The following is a 24,221-nucleotide window of genomic DNA, read 5'->3' on the forward strand; positions in this document are numbered from 1 at the left end:
GCGGGTGCGGGCCACGATCGGGGGAAACGGTCAGATCCAGTAGAGCTTCCCGCCCCAGCTGTACTGACAGTTGATGCAGGAGGTTTCCTGGACGTCGAACTCGTACGACCACGTCGACGTGTTCCAGGCCGGGTTGTCCGGGTCGAGCGACTGGCTGTGGATGTAGGTCCGATACCGGGTGCCCTGCAGGCACTCGGTCCAGGTGTAGTTGCCGGCACCCAGGAAGAGCGACCCGCTGTACCGCGAGTGGTAGTCGACGCTGACGCCGTCGATCTGCAGGTGCCGGGCGTAGTTGTGCGCGGCCAGGTAGATCCGCGAGGAGAAGCACGAACGGTTGCCTTCGTTCGGCGTGTCACTCAGCCGATAGGTACGCAGGTTGTACGCGGGATCCCCGGGCGCGGCCGAGGCCGGCGCGGCGAGCCCCACAGTGGACAGGAAGATCGCGGCGGCGATCACAGCTATACGTCGCATGGGCGGAGTCTCCCGACCCTGCATTGTGGAATTCCTGTGGTGAGCGCTGGAGAGTCGAACGAGTCACCGAGCGTGTGGTGACGGGTTCGGGGCGTGACTGACCGTGTATGAGAGATCGGGCGTCCCACCGTTGCCCGAACCGGGATCGATACGGACGATCGTCACGCCCCGCCTCCGATCGGAAGGATTCGACGTCACGTGCAGTCATTCCCCTCAATGACCGACGGCACGGCCGGACACGTGCCCGGCGAGGCGGCCACCGCCGACCTCAGCGGCCGCTGCGTCGGCAACTCCTATGTGCTGGTCTGCCCGGTCGGGCACGGCGCCACCGGCACGGTGTGGCGCGGCATCGACCGTTCGTCCGGCGCCGACGTGGCGGTCAAGCTGTTGCACGAAGGGTTGCTGCGGCAGCCGAAGCTGGTCATCCGTTTCGTGCAGGAGCGGACGATCCTGATGATGATGCGGCACGAGAACATCGTCGGGGTGCGTGACCTGTTCAGTGTCGGCGGCTCGCTCGCCCTGGTCATGGACTATGTGGCCGGCGGCAGCCTGCGCAACCATCTGCGCGCCGAGGGCACCCTCGCCCCGTCGGCCGCCGCCGATCTGCTGGCTCAGGTCGCCGCCGCGCTCACCCAGGCCCACGAGCTGGGCGTCGTGCACCGCGACGTCAAGCCCGACAACATCCTGTTGCACCAGGATCAGGACCGGTTGGCCGTACGCCTCACCGACTTCGGTATCGCCCGGGTCCTCGACACCGCGGGTCTCACCACCCCGAACGCCGTCGTCGGCACGCCGCACTACATGGCGCCCGAGGCGATCCAGGGCGAGGCCGTCCCCGCGTCCGACGTCTATGCGGTCGGCATCGTCCTGTTCGAGCTGGTCACCGGCCTTCCCCCGTACGCCGGGGAGCCCCTCGCCGTCCTCCGGGGCCATCTCGACGAGACCCCCGACCCGCCCGACGGCCTGCCGCACCCGGTGTGGGAACTGATCACCTGGTGCCTGGCCAAGGATCCCGAGCGCCGTCCGACCGCGGCCGAGCTGGGCGCCGCCCTGCGCGAGCTGTCCCGGGTGACGGCCGGAGTGCCCGCCCTTCCACCGGTGGAGCCGGAGGACGACGACACAACCCTTCCCGCCGTACGCGTCGTCGCCCACCCCTCCGTACGCAAGGTGTCGTCGCGCAAGCGGCCCCGCAACGGTCCCCGCTCGTGGATGTGGCGGCGCCCGTGGGCGATGGTCGCGCTGATGGCCGGCGCGGTCGCCGTGTCCGGGGTGGGCGGCTTCAACGCGTGGCAGCTGCTGCGGACGGGCGGCGGCGGTGAACCGGCCGTGGCCGCCCCGCCCGCGACCGTGCTGTCCAGCGGTCCGGGCCAGGGACGGGCGAGCAGCGCCGCCGGCGGTAGCGGTGGTGTCCTGCCCGCGATGAAGGCCCTGCCCCCGAGTCTTCCGCCGATGGCCGCCGGTCCGGTGCCGACCGGCACTCCCCCGGCGGCGGCGACGACCCGGCCGCCGGACGCGCCGACCGGCGGCGACGTGGGCGTGGGCGTGGGCGTCACGGCCGGTCCGGGCGGCGCCGGCGGCAAGGTCGAGGCGACGTTCGGTCCGTGGCGCTGCGGCGACGAGTACGACTGGGATCTCGGCCACCCCGTACTGGCCCGCCCGTGTCATTCCGTCGGCGGCGACGTGAAGGTGCTGGGCACCATCGAGGCGATGCCCGGCGTGCAGGCCGACGTCTCGCTGACGTTGCGGGACGCGTCGAGCGACGATGTGCTGGCCGGCCCGTACACCTGCAAGGGTCTGATGTTCACCGACTTCGCGCTGAAGCACACGTGCGGCCCGGTCGACCTGCGTCCGCCGGCGGGTCATCGGCTCGTGCTCGTGCAGACGTGGGAGTACACGTCACGCCCGCTGCTCCCGGGCGGCACGGCGCGGGGCCCCGAGTTCGACTGGTAGGCGAAAGGGGGCGCGGCCGGACGGTGGCCACGCCCCCTTTCGCCGGAGTACGTCAGACCGCGCGCCACATCCGGTAGAACGGCGTGCCGTCGGGCAGCAGCATCTCGAACGGGTCCATGTCGGCGTACCCGTGCCGGTGATAGAGGCGCACGTTGTCGGCGTTGGTCGCCTCGAGGTAGGCCGGTACGCCGGCCTTGGCCAGCTCGTCCTGGGTGTGGGTCATCAGCTTGCTGCCGAGACCGTGCTCCTGGTGGTCGGGGTGAACGGCCAGGAACGCCAGGTGCCAGTGCGCGTCGTGCGGGTGGTGCTTCTCGAAGAGCTGGTCGAGCGCGACGAACCGGTCGATGTGCGGGCCGGCCAGCTCACGCAGGCGCTCGTCGTAGTTCTCCGGGTCGGGCGATTCCTTCGTGTAGTCGAACCACACCGCGGTCGCGGCCAGGCCGCCGCCGTCCGGGAGATCGATCACATCGACCTTGCCGTACTTCTGCGCGTGCTCGGTCAGCAGCGTGAAGAAGTCGGCCATCACCTTCAGCCGTTCGTCGAGCGGCGGCACCAGGTGGGCGTTCTGCTCGAGGTTGAAGAAGGAGAAGCTGATCAGGTGTCCGGCGGCGGGGATCTCCTCGTCGCGGGCGGGACGGATCTGGGGGTAGGTCGTCACGCGTGGTCCTTCTGGTCGGTGGAGGCCAGAGCGGCCGAGAAGCCGCCCGTCGAGGAGGCGCTGCGGGCGCCGAGACCGATGCCGGCGTACACCTGCGGGCGGCTGTTGCGCAGGATCAGCGCCCAGGCGACGCCCGCGACCAGCAGCACGCCGAAGGCCAGCGGCACGACCCAGGTCGGCTTGCTGCCCTCCTCGACGCCGAACAGCGTGGCGATGTTGCTCAGGGCCAGGTACGACATGATCAGCAGGAGGATCGTGCCGAGGACGGGCGCGCCGAGCCGGTGCCAGAAGTCCTCGCCCTCGGGGTGCTTGACGAAGTAGCCGATGACCGCGATCGAGGTCAGCGTGATCAGCAGGAGCACGCCGATGCCGCCGCCGCTGCCGCCCCAGAAGAACAGGTTGACCAGCGGGTCCCAGCCGGCGACGGCGTAGACGACGATGACCGTGAGGCCGAGCGCGCTCTGGATCAGCGAGCCGTTCTTGGGGGCACCGGTGCCGGGCACCGTGCGGCCGAACGCGCGGGGCAGCACGCCCTCGCGGCCGAGCGAGAACATGTAGCGGGCGATGATGTTGTGGAACGAGATCATCGCGGCGATCAGCGAGGTCAGGAACAGCGCGTAGCCGAGGTCGACGGCGCGTCCGCCGAGCTGGTCGGAGGCGACGTTGAAGAACAGGTCGGGGCCCTCGTTGCCGGCTCGTCCGACGACGTCGTCACCGGCGCCCGAGATCATCGCCCAGGCCGCGAAGCCGTAGAGCACGGCGATCAGCGAGATGGCGATGTAGGTGGCGCGGGGCACCGTACGGCGCGGGTCGCGCGACTCCTCGCTGAAGACGACCGACTGCTCGAAGCCGACGAAGCCGGTGATGGCCATGGCCAGCAGCGCGCCCGACCCGGCGCCGGCCAGGCTGGTCACGTCGACCGGGGCCGACGAGGCCTGGAAGTTGGGCGAGAACATGTCGGCGATGCTGAACACGACGACCACGATGATCTCGGCGACCAGCAGGGTGGCCAGCACCTTGCCGTTGACGGCGACGTCCCGGACACCGAGGACGGCGGTCAGCGCCCACACGATGAGCGCGAGGATCCACCACGAGATGGTCAGGCCGAACCACTTCTCGAACAGCGGGGACGCGATGGCGCCGAAGCCGCCGTACGCGGCGATCTGGAACATGTTGTAGGCCAGCAGTGCCACCCAGGAGGCGCCCACGCCGAGCGGCCGGCCGAGACCCTGCGAGATGTACGCGTAGAAGGCGCCCGCGTTGGCGATGTGCCGGGCCATGGCCACATAGCCGACGGCGAAGATGGCGAGCACCACGGCGACCGCCACGAAGGCGATGGAGATGCTGGTCAGCCCCGTGACGGCGAGGCCCGTCGGCACGACGCCGGCGACGACGGTGAGCGGCGCGGCGGCCGACATGACGAAGAAGACCACCGCGGCGACGCCGAGGCGGTCGCGGGCCAGAGCGGTCGAGAGCTGGCTCCGGGGCGGTGATGTTTGGGTGGCGGACACGTGGGACTCCAGGAGGGGGTTGAGGGGGTGAATCGGTGTGGGGGTCAGGCGCGCCGGGCCATCACGGCGTCGCCCACCGCGGCCTCGGCCTGGCCCACCAGCTCGAGCAACATGGCGGGAAGTCGGCGCTTGAGCTGGTCGAACAGCTGTCCGCGGTCGCGGGCGTCGAGGGTGAGGAAGACGTGCTGGTCGAGACCGGTGGCCAGGATCAGGCCGGTGAGGACCAGGTCGGGGATGTCGAGCAGTTCGCCGCGGCCGACGAACGTGCGGATGCGGGTGGCGGGCCAGCCGGCGATCATCGAGTCGGTCGGCACGAAGGCGACCTTGGAGCCGAACAGGCCGCGCTTCTCCTGGCGCTGGACCAGGGCGGCGCGGGCCAGGCGGCGCTCGACCAGGTCGGTGGCGACGCCGGTGGCGAGGAACGAGATCCAGTCCCGTACGGCCCGGTGGTGCCCCTCGCGGAGCAGCTGGTCGAGAACGGCGTTGGCGGCCGGATCGCCGGTCGGACGGTCGTCGATGATCTGAAGCTTGCCGTCCACGACGTCGAGGCGGCGCCACAGCACGAGCTCTCCGAGCAGGGCGGCGGCCATGCCGAGGCCGAGCGTCGCCGGGGAGAGCAGGCACTTGCCCTTGACCGAGTCGTGCGCGGTGAGGAAGAGATCGTCGGCGAGGGGTAGTTGTGCCGATGCCGTCACGGCACGTCTCCTCTCCACTTCGATTCTCACCCGGAGTGACGCAAGGTCATCCGGCCCTGTGATTACCGAAAGTGATGCTTATGGCTCGTCGCCACCGTTACGGTGTGCGCCCCCCAGAACGACATCGCGTAGCATGCCAGCGAGGTCAGCACGGCGCAACGTCCTCTTGGGACCCAATTTCGGTCCGATGTGGCCCACGCTCCGATGCATCCTGCAGCAAGCCTCCTACCAGCATCTTTTGGCCCCAAACGAGTTCACGGAAAAACCGAATTAACCATTTGATGCACGTCGGTCGATGCATTTGGCGTACCGCGGACGGGCGAGCGACATCGGCCCGCGTGACGATGACGGATAGTACTGACACAAATGCATCAGCACTTTCCGTAATCGACGGCGGAGTGAATCGGTCTTTCCCGCCCCCGGCACCGGAGCCGTGGCGGAGAATCAGGGCTCGTTCAGCAAGCTCCCAGTTCAACCGGGGACCATTGACAGGTTGCCGCCCCGCTTACCGCCCGGAGGTTCCCTTCCCATGCTTGAGGTCACCGCGCTCGGCTGGACGCTGACCATCGGGGTCATCGTCGCCCTGCTCGCCCTCGACCTGACCTTGGGCGTGCTCCGGCCGCACGCCGTCGGCTTCCGCGAGGCGGCCGGATGGTCCATCTTCTACATCGCCGTCGCGGTCGCGTTCGGCATCGTCTTCGGCCAGATCGCGGGCTGGGACTTCGGCGCCCAGTACTTCGCGGGCTACATCGTCGAGAAGAGCCTGTCGGTCGACAACCTCTTCGTCTTCGTGATCATCATGACCACGTTCGCGGTGCCGGAGAAGTATCAGCAGGAGGTGCTGACCTTCGGCATCATCATCGCGCTGATCCTGCGGGTCATCTTCATCGCCCTCGGCGCGACCCTGCTGAACGCCTTCTCGTTCATGTTCCTGCTGTTCGGCCTGCTGCTCATCTTCACCGCGGTCCAGCTGTTCCGGCATCGCGACGAGGATCCCGACATCGAGGACAACGCGCTGGTCAAGATCAGCAAGCGGCTCCTGCCGGTGACCGACGACTACATCGGCGGCAAGATGATCACCCGGGTCGACGGCCGCCGCGTCGTGACCCCGATGCTCATCGTGCTGATCGCCATCGGCAGTTCCGACCTGCTGTTCGCGCTCGACTCGATCCCGGCCGTGTTCGGCGTGACCAGTGAGGCGTACATCGTCTTCGTGGCCAACGCGTTCGCCCTGCTCGGCCTGCGGGCGCTCTTCTTCCTGGTCAAGGGCCTGCTCGACCGCCTCGTCTACCTGTCCGCGGGTCTGTCGGTCATCCTGGCCTTCATCGGCGTCAAGCTGATCCTGCACTGGCTGCACGAAGACATCACCAAGAGCGCGCCCGAGATCCCGACGTCGCTCTCGCTGATCGTCATCCTCGGCGTCCTGACCGTCACGACCGTGGCCAGCCTGATGAAGTCGCGCAAGGACCCGGAGACCAAGGCCCACGCCGGTAGCCTGCGGGCCCGCAAACAGGACAGTCAGAAGCGATAGCACGAAAAGAAATCCGGCCCCGGGAGCATCTCCCGGGGCCGGATCAGTATGAGGGGGCCCGGTCACCCGAGCCCGAAGGTCAGCCCAGGTATCCACCCAGGCCGGCGGTCTGACGACCGCTGCTCTGCTGACGCACCACGTCCTGCCGGTAGAGGATCGCGCGGATCTCCTCGGTCTCCTCGGCACTGTGCCGGCTGAGGAGCTCGTCGAGTTCGGCCCGCTCGGCGGTGGTGCGGAACGACGCCAGCTCGTCGGTGAGCCGGCGGGTGGCGACGCGCATCGTGCGGCGGTTCGCCAGCGCCGTGCGCGCATCGCGAAGCTTGGTCGTGAACTGCATGGCCACTCCTTAACGGATAGTGATGGCGATAGGCCTCGTCGCCTTCCTCTACAACGATGCGCGGCCCGCGCTTCATACCCAAATCACGCAGGTAAAACTTGCGCGACGGAAGTGATGGCGGCCACCGAAATCCTGTAGCCGGGGTCACTCTCAGTGGTGAAGTGGCTGGTCAGACACTCGTAGTGACTTCGGACACCGGCGCGGGTGCCGCTGCGGGCACCACAGTGGGCAGCCGGGACGACAGCTGGGTGCGTGACCGCACCCCGAGTTTGCGGTAGATCCGGGTCAGCGTGGCCTCGACCGTCTTGACGCTCAGATAGAGCCGGCCCGCGATCTCGCGGTTGCTCGCCCCGTCGCGCACGAGCTGGGCGATTCGCAGCTCGGTCGACGTCAGGCCCAGACCCAGGCCCAGGTCGATCGGCGTGCCGGCGGCCGAGGTGCCGGCCAGCGCGCGTTCGGTCTGCTCGGCCCACGGCTTGGCGTCGGCGGCCAGGAAGATCGCCAGCGCGGCCCCGATCGCCAGCCGGGCCGCCGCGTACCGGCGCCGCCGGCGTTCGGCGCTGCCCTGCACCAGCAGCGCGTGGGCCTGCTCGATGGGCTGGTGCAGCTGCTCGAAGTGCTGGGCGGCGGAGGCCGACAGCAGCACGGCCGAGTCGGCCTGACCGCTCTCGGAGAGCACCACGGCGGCGGCCCGGTCGAGATAGCCGGCCAGGCCCGGGTTGTCGCCCAGCCGCTCGGCCGCGGCCCGGGCGGCAGCCAGCGTCGCCACCGCTTCGGCGTGCTCGCCCAGCGCGGCCAGTCCCCCGGCCAGGTCGGCGTGCCAGCGCACGATCATCGGGTCGGTCCCGCCGGACGAGGCGTCGAGCTCGCGCAGCCGGCGCAGCGCCGCCACCCCGGCCCGGGTCTCGCCCGCCCGCAGTTCGGCCTGGCCCAGCGCGTGCAGGTTGCGGCGCAGATAGAGGATGTCGCCCTCCTGTTCGGAGGCCCGCACCCCGCGCCGGGCGAACCCGGCCGCCGCGGCCAGGCTGCCCCCGGCCAGCTCGGCGGTGGCCGCCGTGAACCAGGTCGGGCCCGGACTGAGCCCGGCCCGCTGCGCGGCGCGCACGGCCCGGTGCGCGTAACTGAGCGCCTCGCGGCAGCGCCCGGCCCGGGTGGCCACCTCGGACAGGCTGCGCAGCACCTCGACCCGGGCCTCGCCGATCCGGTCCTTCTCGGCCACCACGAGCAGCGCGAGCAGGGCGGCCCGGGCCTCGTCGAGCCGGTCGTCCATCATGGCGAACCGGGCCGCCACATAGCGCGGACCGTAGTGCAGCCAGTCCGGAGCCGGGTTGGCCGGCAGCACGAGAGCCTGGGTCAGCGTGTCGGCCCAGCCGGGTTCGCCGCGCAGTCGCTCGATCTGGGCCAGCACGCTCAGCGCCATCGCCTCGGTGGTCGGGTCGCCGGCCCGGCGGGCGGCCAGCGCCGTGCGGGCCGCCTCGTCGGCCGCGCGGTCCGGGTCTCCGGTGATCAGGGAGGCCCAGGTCAGCCGGAGCAGCACGGGCGCACCCAGGGCCGGGTCGTCGCCCGCCTCGGCCAGCGCCGCCGCGAACATCTCGCCCATCTCGGCCAGGCCCTGCCCGGCCAGGTCGATCAGCACCAGGCGGGCGCTCACCCGGTGGCCGGGCGGCGCGTCGGCGGCAAGCACGGCCTCGGCGGCCCGGCCGGCCAGCGCGGCGGCGCCCCCGGCGAGCGCGCTGCGGGCCGCGGCGACCAGCCAGTCGATCCGGCGAGCTGCGTGCGTGTGCGGGCAGCGGTCGGCGGCCAGCAGATAGAGCTCGGCGGCGGCCCGGCCGGACGCGCGCCCGGCCGCCTCGGCCAGGGCGCGGGCGATCGACGAGTCGGGCACCGAGCTGCGCATGGCCCTATGCCGCAGGGCCTGCACCGGGTCGACGGCGCCGGCCGCGAGCGCGGTGTGGGCCTCGGTGCGGTCATCGGCCGAGGAGTCGTCGGCGATCACGGTGGCCAGCAACGGCGGGGTGAACCGGACCGACTCCCCGTGCACGGCCACGACCCCGGCCTCGGCGGCCACCCGCAGATGCTGGGCCGCGTCCTCCCGGCCGGCCCGGCGCAGCACGGTGACCGTGGGCTCGGTGGCGAGCGCGGCGACGAGCAGCGTGCGCAGCGCCTCGGCGGGCAGCGCGGCGAGCCGTTCGCGCAGCATCGCGCGGGCCGCCTCGGGCAACGGGGTCGGTCGCCAGGCATCGGTCGGAGCGAGGGCGGCGCCGAGAGTGAGGGCCAGGAACGGGTTGCCCGCGCTGGCCTCGTGCAGGCGGGACGCCGTACGGCAGGGAAGGCCCTTGATCTCGAGAATCTCGGTCAGATCGTCGGCCTCGAGCGGGGGCACGGCGATCTCGGCGGCCGGAGCCGGGCACAGGCGGGTGGCGCGGCGACGGCCGACCGCGTCCGGACGGCGCTCGGCCGCGATCACCCGGATCCGCGGGCCCGGACGGCGGCGCATGGCGAACGCGATCAGTTCGGCCGACTCGGCGTCGAGCCACTGGCAGTCGTCCAGCACCAGCAGCACCGGCCGGCGGCGGGCGCACTGGGCGAGCAGCATCGGCAGGACGAGCCGCCGGGCCGTCGCGGGGGTTCCGCCCCGGGGCGCCAGACCCTGCCGCAGGGCGGCGAGAGCGGCACGCTGGGCGGGTGGCAGGGCGTCGCGGGGCGGTGACGGCAGTTGCGCGATGAGATCGGAGATTCCCGCGTACGGGATAAGCCTCTCCGAACGCACGGGACGCAGCCGGACGACGAGTTCACCCCTCGCCTCGGCGGTGCACGCCACGGCCTCGAGCAGCGCCGTCCGTCCGATGCCGGCCGGTCCGTGCAGGGCGATCCCCCCGCCCGCGCCGAGACGACTCTCGATGACGGCGAGAAGCTCGCCCCGCCCACGCAGGGTGCTCACGTCGGACTGCAAGCGCCCTCCCCAGGTCGGAGCCCGCCTCAGCCTAGGAAGCGAGGGCGCTTCATATCAATGGATTCACATATGACGACGGCATATCAGTCGGCCCCTATCACCCGTGTGAGCCGCCTCAGTCGTCGTCCTCGCCGTCGTCGTCATCGTCGTCGTCGCCGTCCCCGCCCGGGCAGCCCGAGAGAGTCAGGACGGTGGCCGCGCCGCCCGCCAGCAGCAGCGCCCGGCCGAAGAAGGCACGCCGGTTCAGTTGAGGTCCTGAGTCGTCCCGTTCACGCGTCGCTTCGTCCATGGCCGCATTGTGTCAGCGAGCCGACGTATCGGGGAGACCGTTCACCGCCCGTCCGTGCGTAACCCGAACAACGGACACGAGGTGAACCATGTCGGATTGGATCGTGGTGCCCTGCCTGTTGCGGCTGCGCGCGGAGTTCGACGAGCTCTCGCCAGGACGCCGCCGGGGCGCGGAAGGCACGATCGGCGACGAGAACCACGACTCGACGTCGGACCACACGCCGGACGAGGACTCGAGCGCGCTGCGCCACAAGGACGCCGACCACGTCAACGAGGTGCACGCCCTCGACATCGACGTCGAGCTGCGGCTGCCCGGCCTGGCCATGGAGACGGTCGTGCAGTTCCTGCTCGGCCGGTGCCGCTCGGGCGCCGAGCGGCGACTGCGCTACATCATCTTCAACCGGCGCATCTGGGAGGCGTCGAACGACTGGAAGCGGGCCGACTACGACGGCGACAACCCGCACACCGACCACGTGCACTTCTCCGCTTCCTACAAGACCGAACTCGAGGCCTCGACGGCCTCCTGGCACCTGGAGGACATTCCCGTGGCACTGACCGACGACGACAAGAAGTGGCTCTCGACCGAGATCGCCAAGCAGGTGCGGGGCTGTGTGACCGACATCTGGGAGCACAACATCGGCCGGGCGACCGGCGGGGCCGATCTGAGCGCGCAGGGCGCCCTGGTCACCGCCAACGTGCGGGCCGGCACGCTGACCAACCGGCAGGTGCCCGACCTGGCCGACGCGATCGTCAAGCTGAAGGCGAACCTCGCCTAGCTATTTCTGGGCGGTCACCGTGGTGGCCGTGACCGTGCCGTCGGTGCCGGTGCTGCCCTGGATCGTCACCGACTGGCCGGCCTTGACGTCGGCGACCTTGCCCTTGCCGGCGGTCGACACCGTCGTCCGGCCGTCGGTCTTCACGGTCACCACTGAGCCGTCCGAGGTCTCCACATAGATCGTGCTGCCGTTGACCAGCTTCACCTTCCCGGTGGTGGCGGCGGCCGCGGCGGTGGACTGCGCCTGTCCGCCGTTGAAGTTCGGCACCCCGCCCGCCGCGCCGTAGCCGGCCCGGTTCTGCCCCCCACCGAAGGCCCGAGCGCCGGCGGCCGGGGTGTCGGACGTCCCCCACTGTTTCTGCGCCTGCAGTCCACCGGCGAACCCGCCGACCAGCAGGAGGAAGCCGCCGAGCACGATCGTGCCCTTGTTCCACCAGCGCCGGGGCGCCGCCTGGGCCAGTTCCCGGGCGAAGTCGTCCTCGCGGACCGGCTCGATGACCGCGGTGTCGTCGTTCATGGGAGTCCTCACTCGTAGCGCAGCGCGTCGATGGGCCGCAGGCGGGCGGCGCGGCTGGCGGGCAGGCCGCCGAAGAACAGTCCGATCGCGATGGACACGCCGAGGGCGAGCCCGACCGAGCTGGGCACGATCACCGGTTTCACGCCGACGATGGTGAAGTGGCTGCCGATCAGCGCGGCGGCCACGCCCAGGGCGCCGCCGATCACGCTCAACAGGGTCGCCTCGATCAGGAACTGGGTCAGGATGGTGCGGCGGGGCGCGCCGAGGGCCTTCCGGATACCGATTTCCCTCGTACGCTCGGTGACCGTCACCAGCATGATGTTGGTGATCCCGATGCCACCGACCAGCAGGCTGATCGCGGCCACGGCGCCGAGCAGCGTGGTGAAGGTGTCGGCGGTCTCGCTCTGGGTCTCGAGCAGCTGCGAGGCGTTCTGGATCCGGTAGGGCGTGCTGGTCGCATTGTCGCTGACGCTCAGCTTCTGGTTCAGGATCGTCGAGACCTCGGACTGCACGGCGTCGACCTTGTCCGAGCTCGCCGCCTCGACCAGGATCGAGTTGAGCGAGCCGTAGCCGGTCAGCACCTGGCGCACGGCCGACAGCGGCGCGACCGCGGTGTCGTTGGAGTCCTGGATGCCGGTCGAGCTCTTCTCCTCGAGCACGCCGATCACGGTGAACAGCGCGCCGCCGACGGTGACCTGCTTGTCGATCGGGTCGACACCGGGGAACAGCTCCTCGGCCACGGTCTGCCCGATCACCACGACCCGGCGGGCCTGGGCCTCGTCGTCGGCGGTGAAGGCCGCGCCCTCGCCGACCGGCGTGTTGGACGCGGTGAACCAGGCCGGCGTGGTGCCGGTGAACGAGTTGACGTCGTGGTCGGAGCCCTCGTAGGTGACCGTGGCGGACGAGCTGACCACGGGCGACACCGACTTCACGTCCGGCGCCAGCACCGGGTCGGCCAGCGCGTCGGCCATGTCCTTGGTCAGGGCGGTGCTGCTGGAGCCGCCCCGGCCGGTGCTCATCACGGTGATGGTGTTGGTGCCGAGCGCCTCGATCCGGTCGCTGACCGCCTTGGCCGAGCCGTTGCCCACCGCGACCAGCAGGATCACCGACGCGACGCCGATCAGGATGCCCAGCATGGTCAGCGCGGTGCGCAGTTTGTTGGCCGACAACCCGCGCAGGGCGAACCGCACCACTTCGTAGAACGTCATGACGCCACTCCGCTTCGCTCCGTGACGGCATGACGGAACGTGCTGAGCCTGATGGCGCCCTCGCTTCGCTCGGTCACTGGGCGTGCCTTCCCGCGAGGACCGGCGTCTGGCGCACGTCGTGCACGATGCGGCCGTCGACCAGCCGAATCAGCCGCTTGGTGCGGTCGCCCACCTCGGGCTCGTGGGTGATCAGCACGATCGTGCGGCCGGCCGCGTTGAGCTGGTCGAACACGGTGAGCACGTCCTCGGTCGAGCGGGTGTCCAGGTTGCCGGTGGGCTCGTCGGCCAGCAGCAGGGCGGGCTCGGTGACCAGGGCCCGGGCCACGGCGACGCGCTGCTGCTGGCCGCCGGAGAGCTGGTTGGGCTCGTGGCGTGCGCGGTCGGCCAGCCCGACGACGTCGAGCGCCTCCAGGGCCCGGCGGCGGCGCTCCCGGGGTTTGACCCCGGCGTAGGCGAGCGGGAGTTCGACGTTGGCCACTGCCGACGTACGGGGAATGAGGTTGAACGCCTGGAAGATGAACCCGATGAGCCGGTTGCGGGCCAGCGCCAGCTGACGGTCCGCGAGCTTGCTCACGTCGACGCCGTCGAGCAGGTACGTGCCGGTGGAGGGCACGTCCAGGGCGCCGAGGATGTTCATCAGGGTCGACTTGCCCGAGCCGGACGAACCCATGATGGCCACGTAGTCGCCGCGTTCGACGGTCAGTGTGACCCCGGCCAGCGCGTGCACGGTGGCCTCGCCCTCGCCGTAGATCTTCTTCAGGTCGCGGACGTCGAGGACCGGCCGGCTCATCGTCCGCCACCCTGGAAGCCGCCGGGTGCGCCGCCCCCGCCGGGGAATCCGCCCGTGCCTCCGCCCGGGAACCCGCCGCCGCCCGGGAAGCCGCCCTGGGTGCCGCTGCCCGACGTGGTCGACGTGGTGGTGAGCACGACCTGCTCGCCCGCCGTGACCCCATCGGTGATCTGGGTGGCGCTGTCGCCCTCGAGCCCGATCTCGACCTGGCGCACCTCCTGGGTGCCGTTGGCCACGACCGTGACCGAGTGCCGGTTGCCGACCGTGGTGATCGCGGCCGAGTTGACCATCAGCGCGTCGGCGACGCTGCCCGTGGTGACGGCGACGCTGACCGTCTGGCCCGCCTTGACCCCGGTCGGCACCTTGTCGAGCGAGAGCGTCACCCCGTACGTGACCACGTTGTTGGACGTTGTCGCCGAGGGGTCGACGGCCGTCACCTTGGCGGCCTCTTCTGTGCCGCTGAGCGCGTTCCACGTCACCGTGGCGGCCTGCTTCTCCTTGAGCTTGGTCGCGTCGGCCTCGGCGAAGGCAGCCGTGATCTGCATCTTGGTGAGATCCTGGATCTCGACGAAGCCGCTGCTGCTGGACGTGGTGGAGCTGGTGCTGGTGTTTTGCTGGGCACCACCCTGGCTGCCGCTGCCGCTGCCGCTGCTGCTTCCGCTTCCACTCGATGAGCTGCCGAGGGTGCCGTTCACCGCCGTCACCGTGCCGGCCATCGGCGCCTTGAGCACCGTGCCGGTCACCGCGGCCTCGGCCTCGTCGACGGCCAGTTCGGCCTGCTCGACCGCGTTCTCGGCGGTCGACGTGTCGGAGCCGGCGCTCTCGGCCCGGTCGAGCGAGTCGTTCGCGGCGTCCAGGTCGGCGTTGGCCGCGTCCAGCGAACGCTGGGCGTCGGCCGGGTCGACCTTGGCCAGCACCTGGCCCTTGGTCACCTTCTGGCCGACCTTGACGTTGATCGCGGTGACCGTACCGCCGGTGACGAAGCTGGCCGTGGCGGTGCTGGCGCTCTCGACCGTCCCGTCCGCGGTCACGGTCTTGGTCACGGTCCCCTGCTGCACGGCGACGGTGCGGGCCGAGGCGTTCGCGGCCGGGGTGGCATCCGTGCCGGCCAGGGACTGGTAGGCCCAGAATCCCCCGGCGACGAGGGCGACGCCCAGGGCGGTGTTGACCGCCACCGTGGGTCGTCGCAGGTTGAGGCGCGCTGGCATGCCGGACACTGTGTCGGCCCGGCCTCGGAGCAGCTTGTGGACTAGCTCGGAACCACCTCAAAGTCGTTGGCCGGCATCAGCACGCGGAACGTCGCTCCCCCGCCGGGCGTCTCCTCCAGCTCGACCCAGCCGCCGTGGCCGTGCACGAAGGCGGCCACGATCGACAGGCCCAGGCCGGAACCGCCGCCCTTGCCGCGATAACGGCTCGAATCGGCGCGGTAGAGCCGCTCGAAGACGCGGGGCGCGTGCTCGGCCGGGATGCCCGGGCCGTTGTCAGCCACCTCGACCACGGCGAGCTTGCCCATCGTCGGGGCCGCGTTGCCGGTGACGACGCTGCCCGGAGCGGGCGGGCGCGGCGGGGTCAGGCCGACCCGTACGGTGACCTCGGTCTCCGGAGGGGTGTGCTGGAGCGCGTTGGCGACCAGGTTGGTGACGATCTGCCGCAGCGCGTGCTCGTCGCCCAGCACCGTCGGCGGTTCGAAGGTCTCGTCCCCGTCGGCCAGGCTGTCCAGCTGCACCACCCGTTCGGGGGCGCGGGCGTGCGCGTCGCGGAGCGTATCGGCCGCCACCTCGAGCAGGTCGACCGGCTTGCGGGCGAGCGGGCGCTGCTGGTCGAGCCGGGCCAGCATCAGCATGTCCTCGACCAGCAGGCTCATCCGTCCGGACTCGCTCTCGATCCGCTGCAGGGCCGGGCCGGGCTCGACCCCGCCCCGCCGGTACAGCTCGGCGAACCCCTTGATCGAGGTCAGCGGGGTGCGCAGCTCGTGCGAGGCGTCGGCCAGGAACTGGCGCATCCGCTGCTCGGAGGCGGTGCGGGCGTCGACCTCGGCCTCGATCCGGCCCAGCATCGAGTTGAGGGCCAGGCCGAGTCGTCCGGGTTCGGTGTGCGGGTCGGCGCCGATGACGCGGCCGCTCAGGTTGCCGCCCGAGATGTCGGTGGCCAGACGTTCCATGTCGTTGAGCGGGCGCAGTCCCAGCCGTACGACGAAAGCCGCCCCCAGCCCCAGCAGCGCGAGCACGAGCAGGCTGACCGCGGCGTCGATGAGCAGCAGGCGATCGGTGGTCTGTTTCAGCTCGTTCAGCGAGACGCCGACCACCGCGACACCGTTGATGTTGCGGTTGGTCACGGCGATCAGCCGCCAGGCGGTGCCGTCGGCCGCGACCAGCTTGCCCGGCTCGTTGAGCGAGGGCATGGCGGACACCTGGTCGATCGTGGGTATGGAGGCGAGGCTGAGCGTGCCCTCGGCCGGAACCACCTGGGTCGCCTCCACGGAGCCGTCCCCGTGGAACCAGTAGATGACCTGCTCGGGGCCGAGGCCCTTGAGGACGTTCCCGCCCGCGGACATCGGCCGCACACCCCGGGCCGGGGCCGCCATGTTGGCCGGGATCGGGAGCCCGTTGATGTCCGGCACCGATTTGGACAGCGGGCCGCCGGCCGCGTGCAACTGGTCGTCGATGCGTTCGAGCAGATAGCTGCGGATCAGCAGCAGCCCGGCGACGTTGGCGATGATCAGCGCGACCGCCGTCAGTGCGGCCACCACCAGGACGAGCCGGGCCCGCAGAGTCCAGTGTCTCCAGCGCCGTGGCCGCGTCCAGTTCCCCCGTGTGAGCGCGATCATCTCAGTCTTCGCCACCGCGTGGCAGGCGCAGCGCGTAGCCGACACCGCGGACGGTGTGGATCAGCGGCGGGTCGGTCTTGTCGATCTTGCGGCGCAGGTAGTAGACGTACGACTCGACGATGCGCCCGTCGCCACCGAAGTCGTACTTCCAGACCCGGTCCAGGATCTGCGCCTTGCTCACCACCCGGCCCGCGTTGACCAGCAAGTATTTGAGCAGGTTGAACTCGGTCGGCGAGAGGTCGACGACCCGGCCCGCCCGGCGCACCTCGTGGGCGTCCTCGTCCATCTCGAGGTCGGCGTACCGCAGCACGCCCCGGCCCTCGCCCGGCGTGTCCAGCTCGGGGCGGGTGCGGCGCAGGATCGCCCGGATCCGCAACACGACCTCTTCGAGGCTGAACGGCTTGGTCACGTAGTCGTCGGCGCCGGCCGACAGCCCCGAGATGCGGTCCTCGAGCGCGTCCCGCGCGGTCAGGAACAGCACCGGCACCCGGGAACCCCGCGCCCGCAACCGCTTGGCGATCTCGAAGCCGTCCAGGTCGGGCAGCATCACGTCGAGCACGATCAGGTCGGGTTCGAACTCGGCGGCCGCGGCCAGCGCGCGATGGCCGGTCTCGGCCACCCGCACCTCGAACTCGACCAGGCGCAGGGTCGCGCTGAGCAGCGCGGAGATGTTGGGTTCGTCGTCGACGACGAGAACCCGGGCGACGCGGGGCGGGGCTTCACCCATTCGTGTTTCGGTCAGCACCACGAAGAAGTATCAACGCCACCTAGGAATTTGCTATGAACTTGTGTTGAGTCGGCTGTACCGCTGTCAACTTGCTGTCAATCACCACGACCGTACGATCTCGTCGCCGTCCGCCAGACCACTGGTGATCTCGGTGTACTGGTCCCCGCGCAGGCCCACGACCACCTTCGTACGGGAGCCGTTCTTCAGGACCGTGCCTTGATCGCCCGAGACATCGTGCACCGCCGTGCTCGGCACGCGCAGCACCTCCTCCTTGGCTCCGGTGGTGACCCGGACCGAGGCGCTCTGGCCCACCAGCAGGCCTTCCGGCGCGGTGTCGAAGGCGAGCAGCACGCCGTACCGGACCATCGTGCCGTCACTGGTGCCGACCGGATCGACCTGCACGACGGTGGCCTTGAACTCATCGCCGGCCCGGTCGGCCAGGGTGACCACCGCCTTCTGGGCCAGGGCCAGCCGGTCGCTGTCGGCCTCGGGGAAGGCGGCACTGATCTGCATGTCATAGATGTCGGCCAGCGTTATGAAGGCGTTACCTGCGCTTACCTGACTGCCCACCTTGCCGCTTACGGTCAGTATCTTGCCGGCGATCGGCGCCTTGATCGTCGTGCCGGCCAGCGCGTCCTCGGCGTTCTCGAGGGTGGTGCGGGCCTGGATCACACGCTGCTCGGCGCTGAGGACGGCGTCACCACCGCCGCCCTGCTGCATGCCGCCGCCGCTGTTGTTGCTGCCGCCGCTGTTGTTGCCGCTGCAGGTCCCGCTGCCCCCGCCCGCGGGCGCGCCACCGGTCGGCGTGCCGCCGCGCGTGGGTGCCGTGGTTTTCGGCGGCGTGGACGCCGGGGCGCTGCGGGTCGGTGACGTGGTCGGGGCCGCCGTGGTCGGCCGGGTGGTCGTCGGGCTCGTCGTCCCGGTCGGGCTCGGCGTGGGCGTGGGCGTGCTCGACGGTGGTGTGTAGGCCGCGGGGACGTTCGCCGCGCAGGTGGTGGTCGTGGTGCTCGCCTTGCCGGCGTTGTCCTGGGCCTCTTCGAGCGCGTCCTCGGCGTCGTCGAGCGAGTCCTGCGCGTCGTCGACCGCCTCGGCCGCGTCGGTGTCGTCGACCTTGGCGAGGACCTGGCCGGCCGTGACGGTGGTGCCCGCGCGTACGGAAACGCTCTCGACAGTGCCCTCGACGGCGAACGACAGGCTGCGCGTCTGAGCCGGCTGTACGGTCCCGGTGGTCGCGACCTCGGCCGTCACGGCGCCCCGATCGACGGCGACGGTGGTGGCCGCTTCCGGCTCCTCCTTGGCGTCGGCGCCCATCGCCCGGACCACTCCGAAGACGATCAGCGCGAGCACGACGACGGCCGCGGCGGCCCAGATCCAGCGCCGTCGACCGGCCAGTGCTTCACCCATGGGCCGGAAGTGTTGACCACCGTCCTCGCCGCCGCCTCCAATCGACCTCGGAGTTGCCTGGGAGGACCGTCCCTCAGCACTCCGCCTCAGTGCTGGCCGTCCGTGCTGGCCGTCCGTGCTGGCCGTCCGTGCTGGTCGTCCGTGCTGGTCGTCCGTGCTGGTCGTCCGTCAGCCCCGCCTCAGCGCTGGTCGCCCGTCAGCCCCGCCACAGTGCTGGCCGTCCGTCAGCCCCGCCTCCGCACTGGGCGCCGCAAGCCCCGGCTCACTACTGGTCGCCGCAAGCCCCGGCTCACTACTGGTCGCCGCAGTCGTCGGCGATCTTGTCGAGCAGGCGGGCCAGTTGGTCGCGCTCGGCCGGGGACAGGGCGGCGAACAGCTCGTCGTCGGCCTGGGCCAGCACCTGATCGACGGCCCGCAGCGCGCCTGCACCCTCGGCCGTCATCGTGACGATGTGCCGGCGACGGTCGGCCGGGTCACGCTGCCGGGACACCAGGCCCAGACCCTCCAGCTCGTTGAGAACGGCGACCAGCGCGCTCGGGTCGACCCCGAGCAGGTCGATCAGGGCCTGCTGGCCGACCGGCCCCTCGGCCAGCAGCCGCAGGGTGAACGACGACCGCAGGGTCAGACCGGCCCCGGCCAGGGCGTCGCGCACCCGGGCCCCGGCGGCCGCCCCGCGACCGGCGAGCTGCACTCCGAGCTGAACCGGCGCCGTCGAGCGTGTGAGCGATGCCATGCCGATACTCTACCCAGCTCAAATCGTTGTAAGCTTCCAACGATTTACTAGCGCCAATCGTCCGGGAGCATCCATGTTCATCGCCTACACCGTTTTCGCCATCGTCTTCGCCCTGGCCGTCGCCGCCAGCGCCACGGCCAAGCTCCGCCGGGCCGACAACGTCACCACCAGCCTGGCCGCCGCCGGCGTGCCCGAGTCGTGGTTCAACCGGCTGGCGCTGCTGCAGTTCGCGGGCGCGGCCGGTCTGCTCGTCGGCATCGCGTGGCGGCCGCTGGGCATCGCCGCCGCGGTCGGCCTGGTGATCTACTTCGCCGGGGCGGTGGGCTTCCACGTGCGCACCCGCGACTTCAAGGGCATGCCGATGCCGCTCGTGCTGGTCGTGCCCTCGGCCGTGGCGCTGGCCCTCGGCATCGCCTCGGCCTGACACGGCCACAGCGTGAGCGGGCCGCCGACCTCAGCGGGCCGCCGACCTGAACGAGCCACCAGCCTGAGCGAGCCGCCGACCTGAACGAGCCACCGACCTCAGCGAGCCACCGACCTGAACGAGCCACCAGCCTGAACGGCCCGCTTAACCGAGTCGCCGTCTTGACCGCTGACGGCATCGCGTTGACCGCCGGCTTGCGGCGGCAGTGGCGCAGGTCAGCGACGCAGCACGCCCCGGAGACGGCGGCCGGGGCTGGGCGCCGGGGCATGGGAGGCACAGCTTCCGCACAGCGGTTTCGAGGGAATTCCGAGGCGGCGCCGACGTGGTGACGAGGTCGGGGGGTTTGGGTGGGTCGTCATCCGCGGCGCCCTCACGAGTGCCGATGGAGGCGTCGTCCGGCCTCCGCCCCGCGGCGGCTCATCCCCTCGGAAAGAAGGCATCGTGTCCAGGAACAAGGCTTACCGCCGCGCGGCGGCTCTGCTCGTGGCCTCGGCGGCCGTTGCGCTGACCGCGGCCTGCGGGGGCGGCTCCGGCGACACGAACAGCGACGGCAGCAATGGCGGCAACGGCGGCGGCGGGATGAACAGCGCGTTCACCGCCTACACCGACTGCTTGAGCCAGAACGGCGTCACGATCACCATGCCCTCGGGCGGACCGCGCGGGGCCGGGCGACCGTCGGGGATGCCGGAGGGTGGTTTCCCGTCGGGGATGCCGCGGCCGGAAGGTAGTGCCGGACCCGGCGGAGGCGGTTTCCCGGGCGGGGGCGGCATGTTCCAGAAGCCGGAAGGGGTCGACGACGCGACCTGGCAGAAGGCTCAGGAGGCGTGCTCGTCGCTGCGGCCATCGGGGCGTCCGGGCGGCGGCATGGGCAACGGCAACCGGGGCAACGGGCAGAACGCGGCCTACCTGAACTGCCTCAAGGAGAACGGTGTCACCGACACGTCCAAGCTGGACACCAGCGACGCCACGGTGAAGAAGGCGATCGAGACCTGCAAGGTGCTCCAGCCGACGGCGAGCGCGACCCCGACCGCCTGAGTTCAGGGCGCGAGCTCCGCGCCGGCGCCGCCGTATCCCCCGTAACGGCGGCGCCGGCGCGGCACGTCGATGGGCGGCGTGATGTTGTGGAGGAGCAACCAGTCTCGCTGCGACACCATGTCGGCGCCCGGCGCGTAGGGCGTGAGCCGGTCGGCCACCGCGCCGACCAGGGCGGCCACGGCCCGGAACAGTGCCCGCACCGCGAGACCGACCGGAACGGCGACCCGTCGGGTCCCGGCACCCAGAGAACGCATCGGCCGGCGCATCGCCACGGCGGGCGGCCGCAGACCGTCGCGCATCACCACGGCGGGCGGCCGCAGACCGTCGCGCATCACCACGGCGGGCGGCCGCAGATCGTCGCGTATCACCGGCCTTGTGCCGTCGGACGGGCCGGCGCCCAATACGCGCGTCGCCTCCGGGCCGGACGGTTCGGGCGGGCCGGCGTTCCTCATCGCCGGCCCTGGACGTTCAGGCGGGACCAGCGGTCGGCCAGATCGCGGCGGCGGCAGGCGACCAGGTGGCCGGCCAGGATGGCGGGCTGGCCGCCGCGCACACAGGCGTCGGCGCCGGCCGTGAGGACCCCGGCGACCAGCTCGGCCGGAGCCTCCTCGTCGACCAGGGCGACGATCATCGTGCGGGCCGGCAGGACGCGGCGGGCGGTGGCGACCTCGCGGACATTGGCGCCGGCGAACAGCACGATCTCGTCGGGGCGCAGATCGTCGAGGTCGGTGGCGCGGCGCAGGGACCAGCCGCCGGGCAGGTGGTGGGACAGGCCGGTGACACGGCCGGGGTGTCCGAAGTAGGCCACCGACGGCAGCGGGCCGCGGGTGGTCGGCAGGGCGGCCGGGTTGATCGGCAGGTCGGTCGCGGTGGCGGTGAAGTCACGCTGGCCGGAGTTGCGGTTCAGCTGTACGAGCATGGCGCTCAGTCCCCTCGGGCGTTCGTCGTTACCCCTTCACCATTCGCCCGCCGCCTGAGTCACCGTTGTGCCCTACCTGTGCGTTTGTTGTCAGCCCATCGACAGTCCCGGATGAGATCCGCCCGCGGCCACCGAACTCACGAGGTGTGCGGTGTCAGCAGGAAGATGGGGATCAGCCGGGTGATGCTCGCCTCGAACTGGGGGAACACCGGGGACACTGTGTGGAACAGTCGGCGGGCCTCCTCACGGTCGGGGCCGGCGAGTTCGGTGGCGTGCACGTTGTAGGTCTTCGTCCCGGCCCTGGGCAGCGGCACCTCGAGGTCGATGTCCGGGTGGGCGCGAAGATTGTTGACCCAGGCGGGATTCTTCGGGTTGCCGCCGAAGGTCGCTGCCACTACCCAGCCGTCGCGGAAGGCGATGCCGCGGGTGAGATGCGGGCGCGGCGTACCTGATCGTGCGCCGATCCCGTGCAGCAGCACGAGATCGCGCCCGAACCGGGGGTGGTTGCCACCGCTGCGTTGAAACTCTCCGATGGCCGGGTCCGTCCAGTTGCTCATGGTTCCTCCTGGCGTGGTGACCGGTGAGGCCTGTCAGGCGAAGGCGTCGACGCCGGTGAGCTTCGCCGACAGCGCCCACAGCCGGGTGGCTTCGTCGGGGTCGATGGCGTGCGGCATGACGCCACCCGCGCTGAAGTCGAACGTGGTGGTGATCTCGGAGATGTCGCAGTCCTCGATGTAGACGCCGCCTTTGTCGGTCAACTGCGGTGATGTCGCGGCCCAGATCGCGGGCGCCGCGGCTTGGTCGGGGGTCTTGGGGGTGTAGCCGGCCACGGGCGCGCCGTCCTCGTTGACCCAGCCCATCGCGATGAGTTCATCTCGCGGGATGTAACGCGACAGGGAGGTGTCGCTGACGCCCGGGTGCACGGCGAACGCACGGACTCCGGAGCCTTGCCCGAGGGCGTCCAGCCGTACGGTGAACAGGACGTTGGCGGTTTTCGCCTGGCCGTAGGCGAGCCACTTGTCGTAGTCGGTCGTGGCGAACTGGGGATCGTCCCAGCGAATCGGGCTGCTGTAGTGCCCGTTGGAACTCAGCGAGACCACCCGCGCCTGGCCGGCGGCACGCAGGGCGGGCCACAGCCGGTTGACGAGCGTGTAGTGCCCGAGGTGGTTGACCGCGAACTGTGATTCCCAGCCTTCCCGGGTCCGGGTCAGCGGTGTCGCCATGATGCCGGCCGCTGCGACGAGGATGTCGAGGGACTGGTGCGAGGCGAGGAAGCGCTCGGCGAAGGCGCTGACGCTGTCCTGGTCGCCGAGGTCCATCTCGCCGGCGGTGGCGCCGGGGATGTCGGCGATCGCGTCCTGGGCGGCCTGCAGCCGGCGCGCCGGGACGACGACCTGCGCGCCGGCCGCCGCGAGGGCCCGGGCCGCGGCCAGTCCGATGCCGGAGTAGCCGCCGGTGACGACGGCGGTGCGCCCGGTCAGGTCGACGTCGGCGAGGATCTCCATGGTCGAGGTCGTCGGGCCGAATCCGGAGCCGATCTTGTGTTGCTCAGTGGTCATGTCCGGAAGTGAACACCGTGGGTGACGGATCTGGGAGATACAGCTTGTATGTCCCGGCACGTCGTTGTGAGTGCCGTCCGAACGGCGCGGGCGTGGCATCGTTGCCCCATGCATCGGGAAGCGCTGGGCCAGTACCTGCGGTCCCGGCGTGAGCTGGCCAGTTCCGCGGGGACCGGTTCGCCCGTCGACGGCCGCCGCACGCCCGGGCTGCGCCGCTCGGAGGTGGCCGTTCGCGCCAACATCTCGACGATTCACTACACCAACATCGAGCAGGCGCGAGGAGCCCGGCCGTCGGCCGACGTCCTGGCCGCGATCTGCCGTGCCCTGCAGCTGACCGAGGCCGAGACACGGCACGTGTTCGACCTCGCCGAGCAGGCACCACCACGGCCGGCGCATCCCGCCATGGACCTCAGCGATCGCAACCGGCGCCTGCTGGAGGGCATCGGCCCCGTGCCGGCCATGGTGTGCAGTGCCCGCCTCGACGTCATCGGCCAGAACCAGGCCGCCATCGACCTCCTGGGAGATTTCTCCACCGCTTCGGCAACGCAGCGCAACCTCGCCCGGCGCCACTTCCTCGGCGCTGACGACGGCACCTTCTGGGGAACCGCGGGGATGGGCAGGTTCGCCAGGTTCGCCGCGGCCCGGCTGCGCAGTGCGGCCACCCACTATCCCGACGATGCCGAAACCCGGGAACTCATCGACGACCTGTGCGACCGCAGCCCGAGCTTCGCGCAGATCTGGTCGCAGGGGCCGGTCGGCTTCACCGCTGACGGCCGCAGCGACGCCAACCAGGTCACGATCGGTGCGGCCACGATGGCCTGCGACGTCACCGTCTTCCCCGACCAGGACCAGTATCTCGTCCTCCTCACCCCCGGAGACGATCGCGCCTGACGGTCCCCAGGCGGCCGT

Annotated in this window: 25 protein-coding genes; 6 read left to right on the forward strand and 19 right to left on the reverse strand. The window is 71.0% G+C overall.

The window, feature by feature from the left end; genetic code table 11:
* Positions 1–30 precede the first annotated feature (30 nt).
* Positions 31–471: a hypothetical protein gene (locus KOI35_RS37970; RefSeq protein ID WP_215793795.1), complete on the reverse strand. Its 441-nt coding sequence runs from the start codon at positions 469–471 to the stop codon at positions 31–33.
* Between the two features lie 216 nt (positions 472–687).
* Here KOI35_RS37970 and KOI35_RS37975 point away from each other — a divergent pair, with 216 nt between their 5' ends.
* The gene (locus KOI35_RS37975; protein ID WP_215793797.1) at positions 688–2,421 is read left to right on the forward strand and encodes a serine/threonine-protein kinase; all 1,734 of its coding nucleotides are present in this window, start codon (positions 688–690) and stop codon (positions 2,419–2,421) included.
* Between the two features lie 52 nt (positions 2,422–2,473).
* Here KOI35_RS37975 and KOI35_RS37980 read toward each other — a convergent pair whose 3' ends face one another.
* The 3 genes from KOI35_RS37980 to KOI35_RS37990 are packed head-to-tail and all read right to left on the reverse strand — an operon-like array spanning position 2,474 to position 5,285.
* Positions 2,474–3,079: a GNAT family N-acetyltransferase gene (locus KOI35_RS37980; RefSeq protein ID WP_215793799.1), complete on the reverse strand. Its 606-nt coding sequence runs from the start codon at positions 3,077–3,079 to the stop codon at positions 2,474–2,476.
* Positions 3,076–4,590 (reverse strand): APC family permease, encoded by a 1,515-nt coding sequence (locus tag KOI35_RS37985; RefSeq protein ID WP_215793802.1) that lies wholly within the window; start codon positions 4,588–4,590, stop codon positions 3,076–3,078. Before KOI35_RS37985 ends, KOI35_RS37980 begins: the two co-directional genes overlap by 4 nt.
* 44 nt (positions 4,591–4,634) lie before the next feature.
* A complete protein-coding gene (locus KOI35_RS37990; RefSeq protein WP_215793805.1) occupies positions 4,635–5,285 on the reverse strand; it encodes a GOLPH3/VPS74 family protein in 651 nt (216 codons plus the stop codon).
* A 529-nt stretch (positions 5,286–5,814) separates the two neighbouring features.
* On the opposite strand from KOI35_RS37990, the gene KOI35_RS37995 reads away from it, so the two are divergent.
* Positions 5,815–6,816, forward strand: a complete 1,002-nt coding sequence (locus KOI35_RS37995) for a TerC family protein (protein ID WP_215793807.1) — start codon at positions 5,815–5,817, stop codon at positions 6,814–6,816.
* A 79-nt stretch (positions 6,817–6,895) separates the two neighbouring features.
* On the opposite strand, the gene KOI35_RS38000 is transcribed toward KOI35_RS37995, so the two are convergent.
* The 3 genes from KOI35_RS38000 to KOI35_RS38010 form a co-directional block, all read right to left on the reverse strand.
* A complete protein-coding gene (locus tag KOI35_RS38000; protein WP_215793809.1) occupies positions 6,896–7,153 on the reverse strand; it encodes a hypothetical protein in 258 nt (85 codons plus the stop codon).
* A gap of 169 nt (positions 7,154–7,322) precedes the next feature.
* Positions 7,323–10,106, reverse strand: coding sequence for a helix-turn-helix transcriptional regulator (locus KOI35_RS48630; RefSeq protein ID WP_215793811.1), 2,784 nt, complete (start codon positions 10,104–10,106; stop codon positions 7,323–7,325).
* 115 nt (positions 10,107–10,221) lie between these two features.
* Positions 10,222–10,395: a hypothetical protein gene (locus tag KOI35_RS38010; RefSeq protein ID WP_215793813.1), complete on the reverse strand. Its 174-nt coding sequence runs from the start codon at positions 10,393–10,395 to the stop codon at positions 10,222–10,224.
* An 88-nt stretch (positions 10,396–10,483) separates the two neighbouring features.
* On the opposite strand from KOI35_RS38010, the gene KOI35_RS38015 reads away from it, so the two are divergent.
* A complete protein-coding gene (locus tag KOI35_RS38015; protein ID WP_215793815.1) occupies positions 10,484–11,170 on the forward strand; it encodes a hypothetical protein in 687 nt (228 codons plus the stop codon).
* On the opposite strand, the gene KOI35_RS38020 is transcribed toward KOI35_RS38015, so the two are convergent.
* The 8 genes from KOI35_RS38020 to KOI35_RS38055 form a co-directional block, all read right to left on the reverse strand.
* Positions 11,171–11,686 (reverse strand): hypothetical protein, encoded by a 516-nt coding sequence (locus KOI35_RS38020; RefSeq protein ID WP_215793817.1) that lies wholly within the window; start codon positions 11,684–11,686, stop codon positions 11,171–11,173.
* A gap of 8 nt (positions 11,687–11,694) precedes the next feature.
* The gene (locus KOI35_RS38025) at positions 11,695–12,894 is read right to left on the reverse strand and encodes an ABC transporter permease (RefSeq protein WP_215793819.1); all 1,200 of its coding nucleotides are present in this window, start codon (positions 12,892–12,894) and stop codon (positions 11,695–11,697) included.
* A 73-nt stretch (positions 12,895–12,967) separates the two neighbouring features.
* Positions 12,968–13,684 (reverse strand): ABC transporter ATP-binding protein, encoded by a 717-nt coding sequence (locus KOI35_RS38030; RefSeq protein WP_215793821.1) that lies wholly within the window; start codon positions 13,682–13,684, stop codon positions 12,968–12,970.
* Positions 13,681–14,892, reverse strand: a complete 1,212-nt coding sequence (locus KOI35_RS38035; protein WP_215793824.1) for an efflux RND transporter periplasmic adaptor subunit — start codon at positions 14,890–14,892, stop codon at positions 13,681–13,683. The genes KOI35_RS38030 and KOI35_RS38035 overlap by 4 nt, the downstream gene beginning before the upstream one ends.
* Before the next feature lie 41 nt (positions 14,893–14,933).
* On the reverse strand, positions 14,934–16,511 hold the full coding sequence (locus KOI35_RS38040) for a sensor histidine kinase (RefSeq protein ID WP_215793826.1): 1,578 nt from the start codon (positions 16,509–16,511) through the stop codon (positions 14,934–14,936).
* Between the two features lies 1 nt (position 16,512).
* On the reverse strand, positions 16,513–17,238 hold the full coding sequence (locus tag KOI35_RS38045) for a response regulator transcription factor (RefSeq protein WP_215793828.1): 726 nt from the start codon (positions 17,236–17,238) through the stop codon (positions 16,513–16,515).
* Positions 17,239–17,337: 99 nt separating this feature from the next.
* A complete protein-coding gene (locus tag KOI35_RS38050; RefSeq protein ID WP_215793830.1) occupies positions 17,338–18,642 on the reverse strand; it encodes an efflux RND transporter periplasmic adaptor subunit in 1,305 nt (434 codons plus the stop codon).
* 292 nt (positions 18,643–18,934) lie between these two features.
* Positions 18,935–19,375 carry a MarR family winged helix-turn-helix transcriptional regulator gene (locus KOI35_RS38055; RefSeq protein WP_215793833.1) on the reverse strand — a complete coding sequence of 147 codons (441 nt, stop codon included), beginning with the start codon at positions 19,373–19,375 and terminating at the stop codon, positions 18,935–18,937.
* 73 nt (positions 19,376–19,448) lie between these two features.
* Between KOI35_RS38055 and KOI35_RS38060 the strand changes: the two genes are divergently transcribed.
* Both KOI35_RS38060 and KOI35_RS38065 read left to right on the forward strand, forming a co-directional pair.
* Positions 19,449–19,799 carry a DoxX family protein gene (locus KOI35_RS38060; RefSeq protein ID WP_215793835.1) on the forward strand — a complete coding sequence of 117 codons (351 nt, stop codon included), beginning with the start codon at positions 19,449–19,451 and terminating at the stop codon, positions 19,797–19,799.
* 441 nt (positions 19,800–20,240) lie between these two features.
* On the forward strand, positions 20,241–20,834 hold the full coding sequence (locus KOI35_RS38065; protein WP_308121334.1) for a hypothetical protein: 594 nt from the start codon (positions 20,241–20,243) through the stop codon (positions 20,832–20,834).
* A gap of 2 nt (positions 20,835–20,836) precedes the next feature.
* Here KOI35_RS38065 and KOI35_RS38070 read toward each other — a convergent pair whose 3' ends face one another.
* The 4 genes from KOI35_RS38070 to KOI35_RS38085 all read right to left on the reverse strand — a co-directional run bounded on the left by KOI35_RS38070 (position 20,837) and on the right by KOI35_RS38085 (position 23,312).
* A complete protein-coding gene (locus tag KOI35_RS38070) occupies positions 20,837–21,286 on the reverse strand; it encodes a hypothetical protein (RefSeq protein ID WP_215793837.1) in 450 nt (149 codons plus the stop codon).
* Positions 21,283–21,753, reverse strand: a complete 471-nt coding sequence (locus KOI35_RS38075; RefSeq protein ID WP_215793839.1) for a hypothetical protein — start codon at positions 21,751–21,753, stop codon at positions 21,283–21,285. The genes KOI35_RS38070 and KOI35_RS38075 overlap by 4 nt, the downstream gene beginning before the upstream one ends.
* A gap of 137 nt (positions 21,754–21,890) precedes the next feature.
* On the reverse strand, positions 21,891–22,310 hold the full coding sequence (locus tag KOI35_RS38080) for a nitroreductase/quinone reductase family protein (protein WP_215793842.1): 420 nt from the start codon (positions 22,308–22,310) through the stop codon (positions 21,891–21,893).
* 33 nt (positions 22,311–22,343) lie between these two features.
* A complete protein-coding gene (locus tag KOI35_RS38085) occupies positions 22,344–23,312 on the reverse strand; it encodes an oxidoreductase (protein ID WP_215793844.1) in 969 nt (322 codons plus the stop codon).
* 108 nt (positions 23,313–23,420) lie between these two features.
* Here KOI35_RS38085 and KOI35_RS38090 point away from each other — a divergent pair, with 108 nt between their 5' ends.
* Entirely contained in the window at positions 23,421–24,203 is a 783-nt protein-coding gene (locus tag KOI35_RS38090; protein WP_215793846.1) for a helix-turn-helix transcriptional regulator, read from the forward strand.
* Positions 24,204–24,221 lie beyond the last annotated feature (18 nt).

Origin of the sequence: Paractinoplanes bogorensis (assembly GCF_018829635.1) — a bacterium.
Lineage (GTDB): Bacteria > Actinomycetota > Actinomycetes > Mycobacteriales > Micromonosporaceae > Actinoplanes > Actinoplanes bogorensis.

Excerpts from the sequence above, each read along its gene's own strand:
- KOI35_RS37975 (WP_215793797.1), top strand. The coding sequence starts at position 688 with ATGACCGACGGCACGGCCGGACACGTGCCCGGCGAGGCGGCCACCGCC.
- KOI35_RS38035 (WP_215793824.1), bottom strand. The coding sequence starts at position 14,892 with ATGCCAGCGCGCCTCAACCTGCGACGACCCACGGTGGCGGTCAACACC.
- KOI35_RS38015 (WP_215793815.1), top strand. The coding sequence starts at position 10,484 with ATGTCGGATTGGATCGTGGTGCCCTGCCTGTTGCGGCTGCGCGCGGAG.
- KOI35_RS38060 (WP_215793835.1), top strand. The coding sequence starts at position 19,449 with ATGTTCATCGCCTACACCGTTTTCGCCATCGTCTTCGCCCTGGCCGTC.
- KOI35_RS38075 (WP_215793839.1), bottom strand. The coding sequence starts at position 21,753 with ATGCTCGTACAGCTGAACCGCAACTCCGGCCAGCGTGACTTCACCGCC.
- KOI35_RS38040 (WP_215793826.1), bottom strand. The coding sequence starts at position 16,511 with ATGATCGCGCTCACACGGGGGAACTGGACGCGGCCACGGCGCTGGAGA.
- KOI35_RS38045 (WP_215793828.1), bottom strand. The coding sequence starts at position 17,238 with ATGGGTGAAGCCCCGCCCCGCGTCGCCCGGGTTCTCGTCGTCGACGAC.
- KOI35_RS38020 (WP_215793817.1), bottom strand. The coding sequence starts at position 11,686 with ATGAACGACGACACCGCGGTCATCGAGCCGGTCCGCGAGGACGACTTC.
- KOI35_RS37995 (WP_215793807.1), top strand. The coding sequence starts at position 5,815 with ATGCTTGAGGTCACCGCGCTCGGCTGGACGCTGACCATCGGGGTCATC.
- KOI35_RS38055 (WP_215793833.1), bottom strand. The coding sequence starts at position 19,375 with ATGGCATCGCTCACACGCTCGACGGCGCCGGTTCAGCTCGGAGTGCAG.
- KOI35_RS38080 (WP_215793842.1), bottom strand. The coding sequence starts at position 22,310 with ATGAGCAACTGGACGGACCCGGCCATCGGAGAGTTTCAACGCAGCGGT.
- KOI35_RS38025 (WP_215793819.1), bottom strand. The coding sequence starts at position 12,894 with ATGACGTTCTACGAAGTGGTGCGGTTCGCCCTGCGCGGGTTGTCGGCC.
- KOI35_RS38050 (WP_215793830.1), bottom strand. The coding sequence starts at position 18,642 with ATGGGTGAAGCACTGGCCGGTCGACGGCGCTGGATCTGGGCCGCCGCG.
- KOI35_RS37970 (WP_215793795.1), bottom strand. The coding sequence starts at position 471 with ATGCGACGTATAGCTGTGATCGCCGCCGCGATCTTCCTGTCCACTGTG.
- KOI35_RS38070 (WP_215793837.1), bottom strand. The coding sequence starts at position 21,286 with ATGAGGAACGCCGGCCCGCCCGAACCGTCCGGCCCGGAGGCGACGCGC.
- KOI35_RS38085 (WP_215793844.1), bottom strand. The coding sequence starts at position 23,312 with ATGACCACTGAGCAACACAAGATCGGCTCCGGATTCGGCCCGACGACC.
- KOI35_RS38090 (WP_215793846.1), top strand. The coding sequence starts at position 23,421 with ATGCATCGGGAAGCGCTGGGCCAGTACCTGCGGTCCCGGCGTGAGCTG.
- KOI35_RS38010 (WP_215793813.1), bottom strand. The coding sequence starts at position 10,395 with ATGGACGAAGCGACGCGTGAACGGGACGACTCAGGACCTCAACTGAAC.
- KOI35_RS38000 (WP_215793809.1), bottom strand. The coding sequence starts at position 7,153 with ATGCAGTTCACGACCAAGCTTCGCGATGCGCGCACGGCGCTGGCGAAC.
- KOI35_RS38030 (WP_215793821.1), bottom strand. The coding sequence starts at position 13,684 with ATGAGCCGGCCGGTCCTCGACGTCCGCGACCTGAAGAAGATCTACGGC.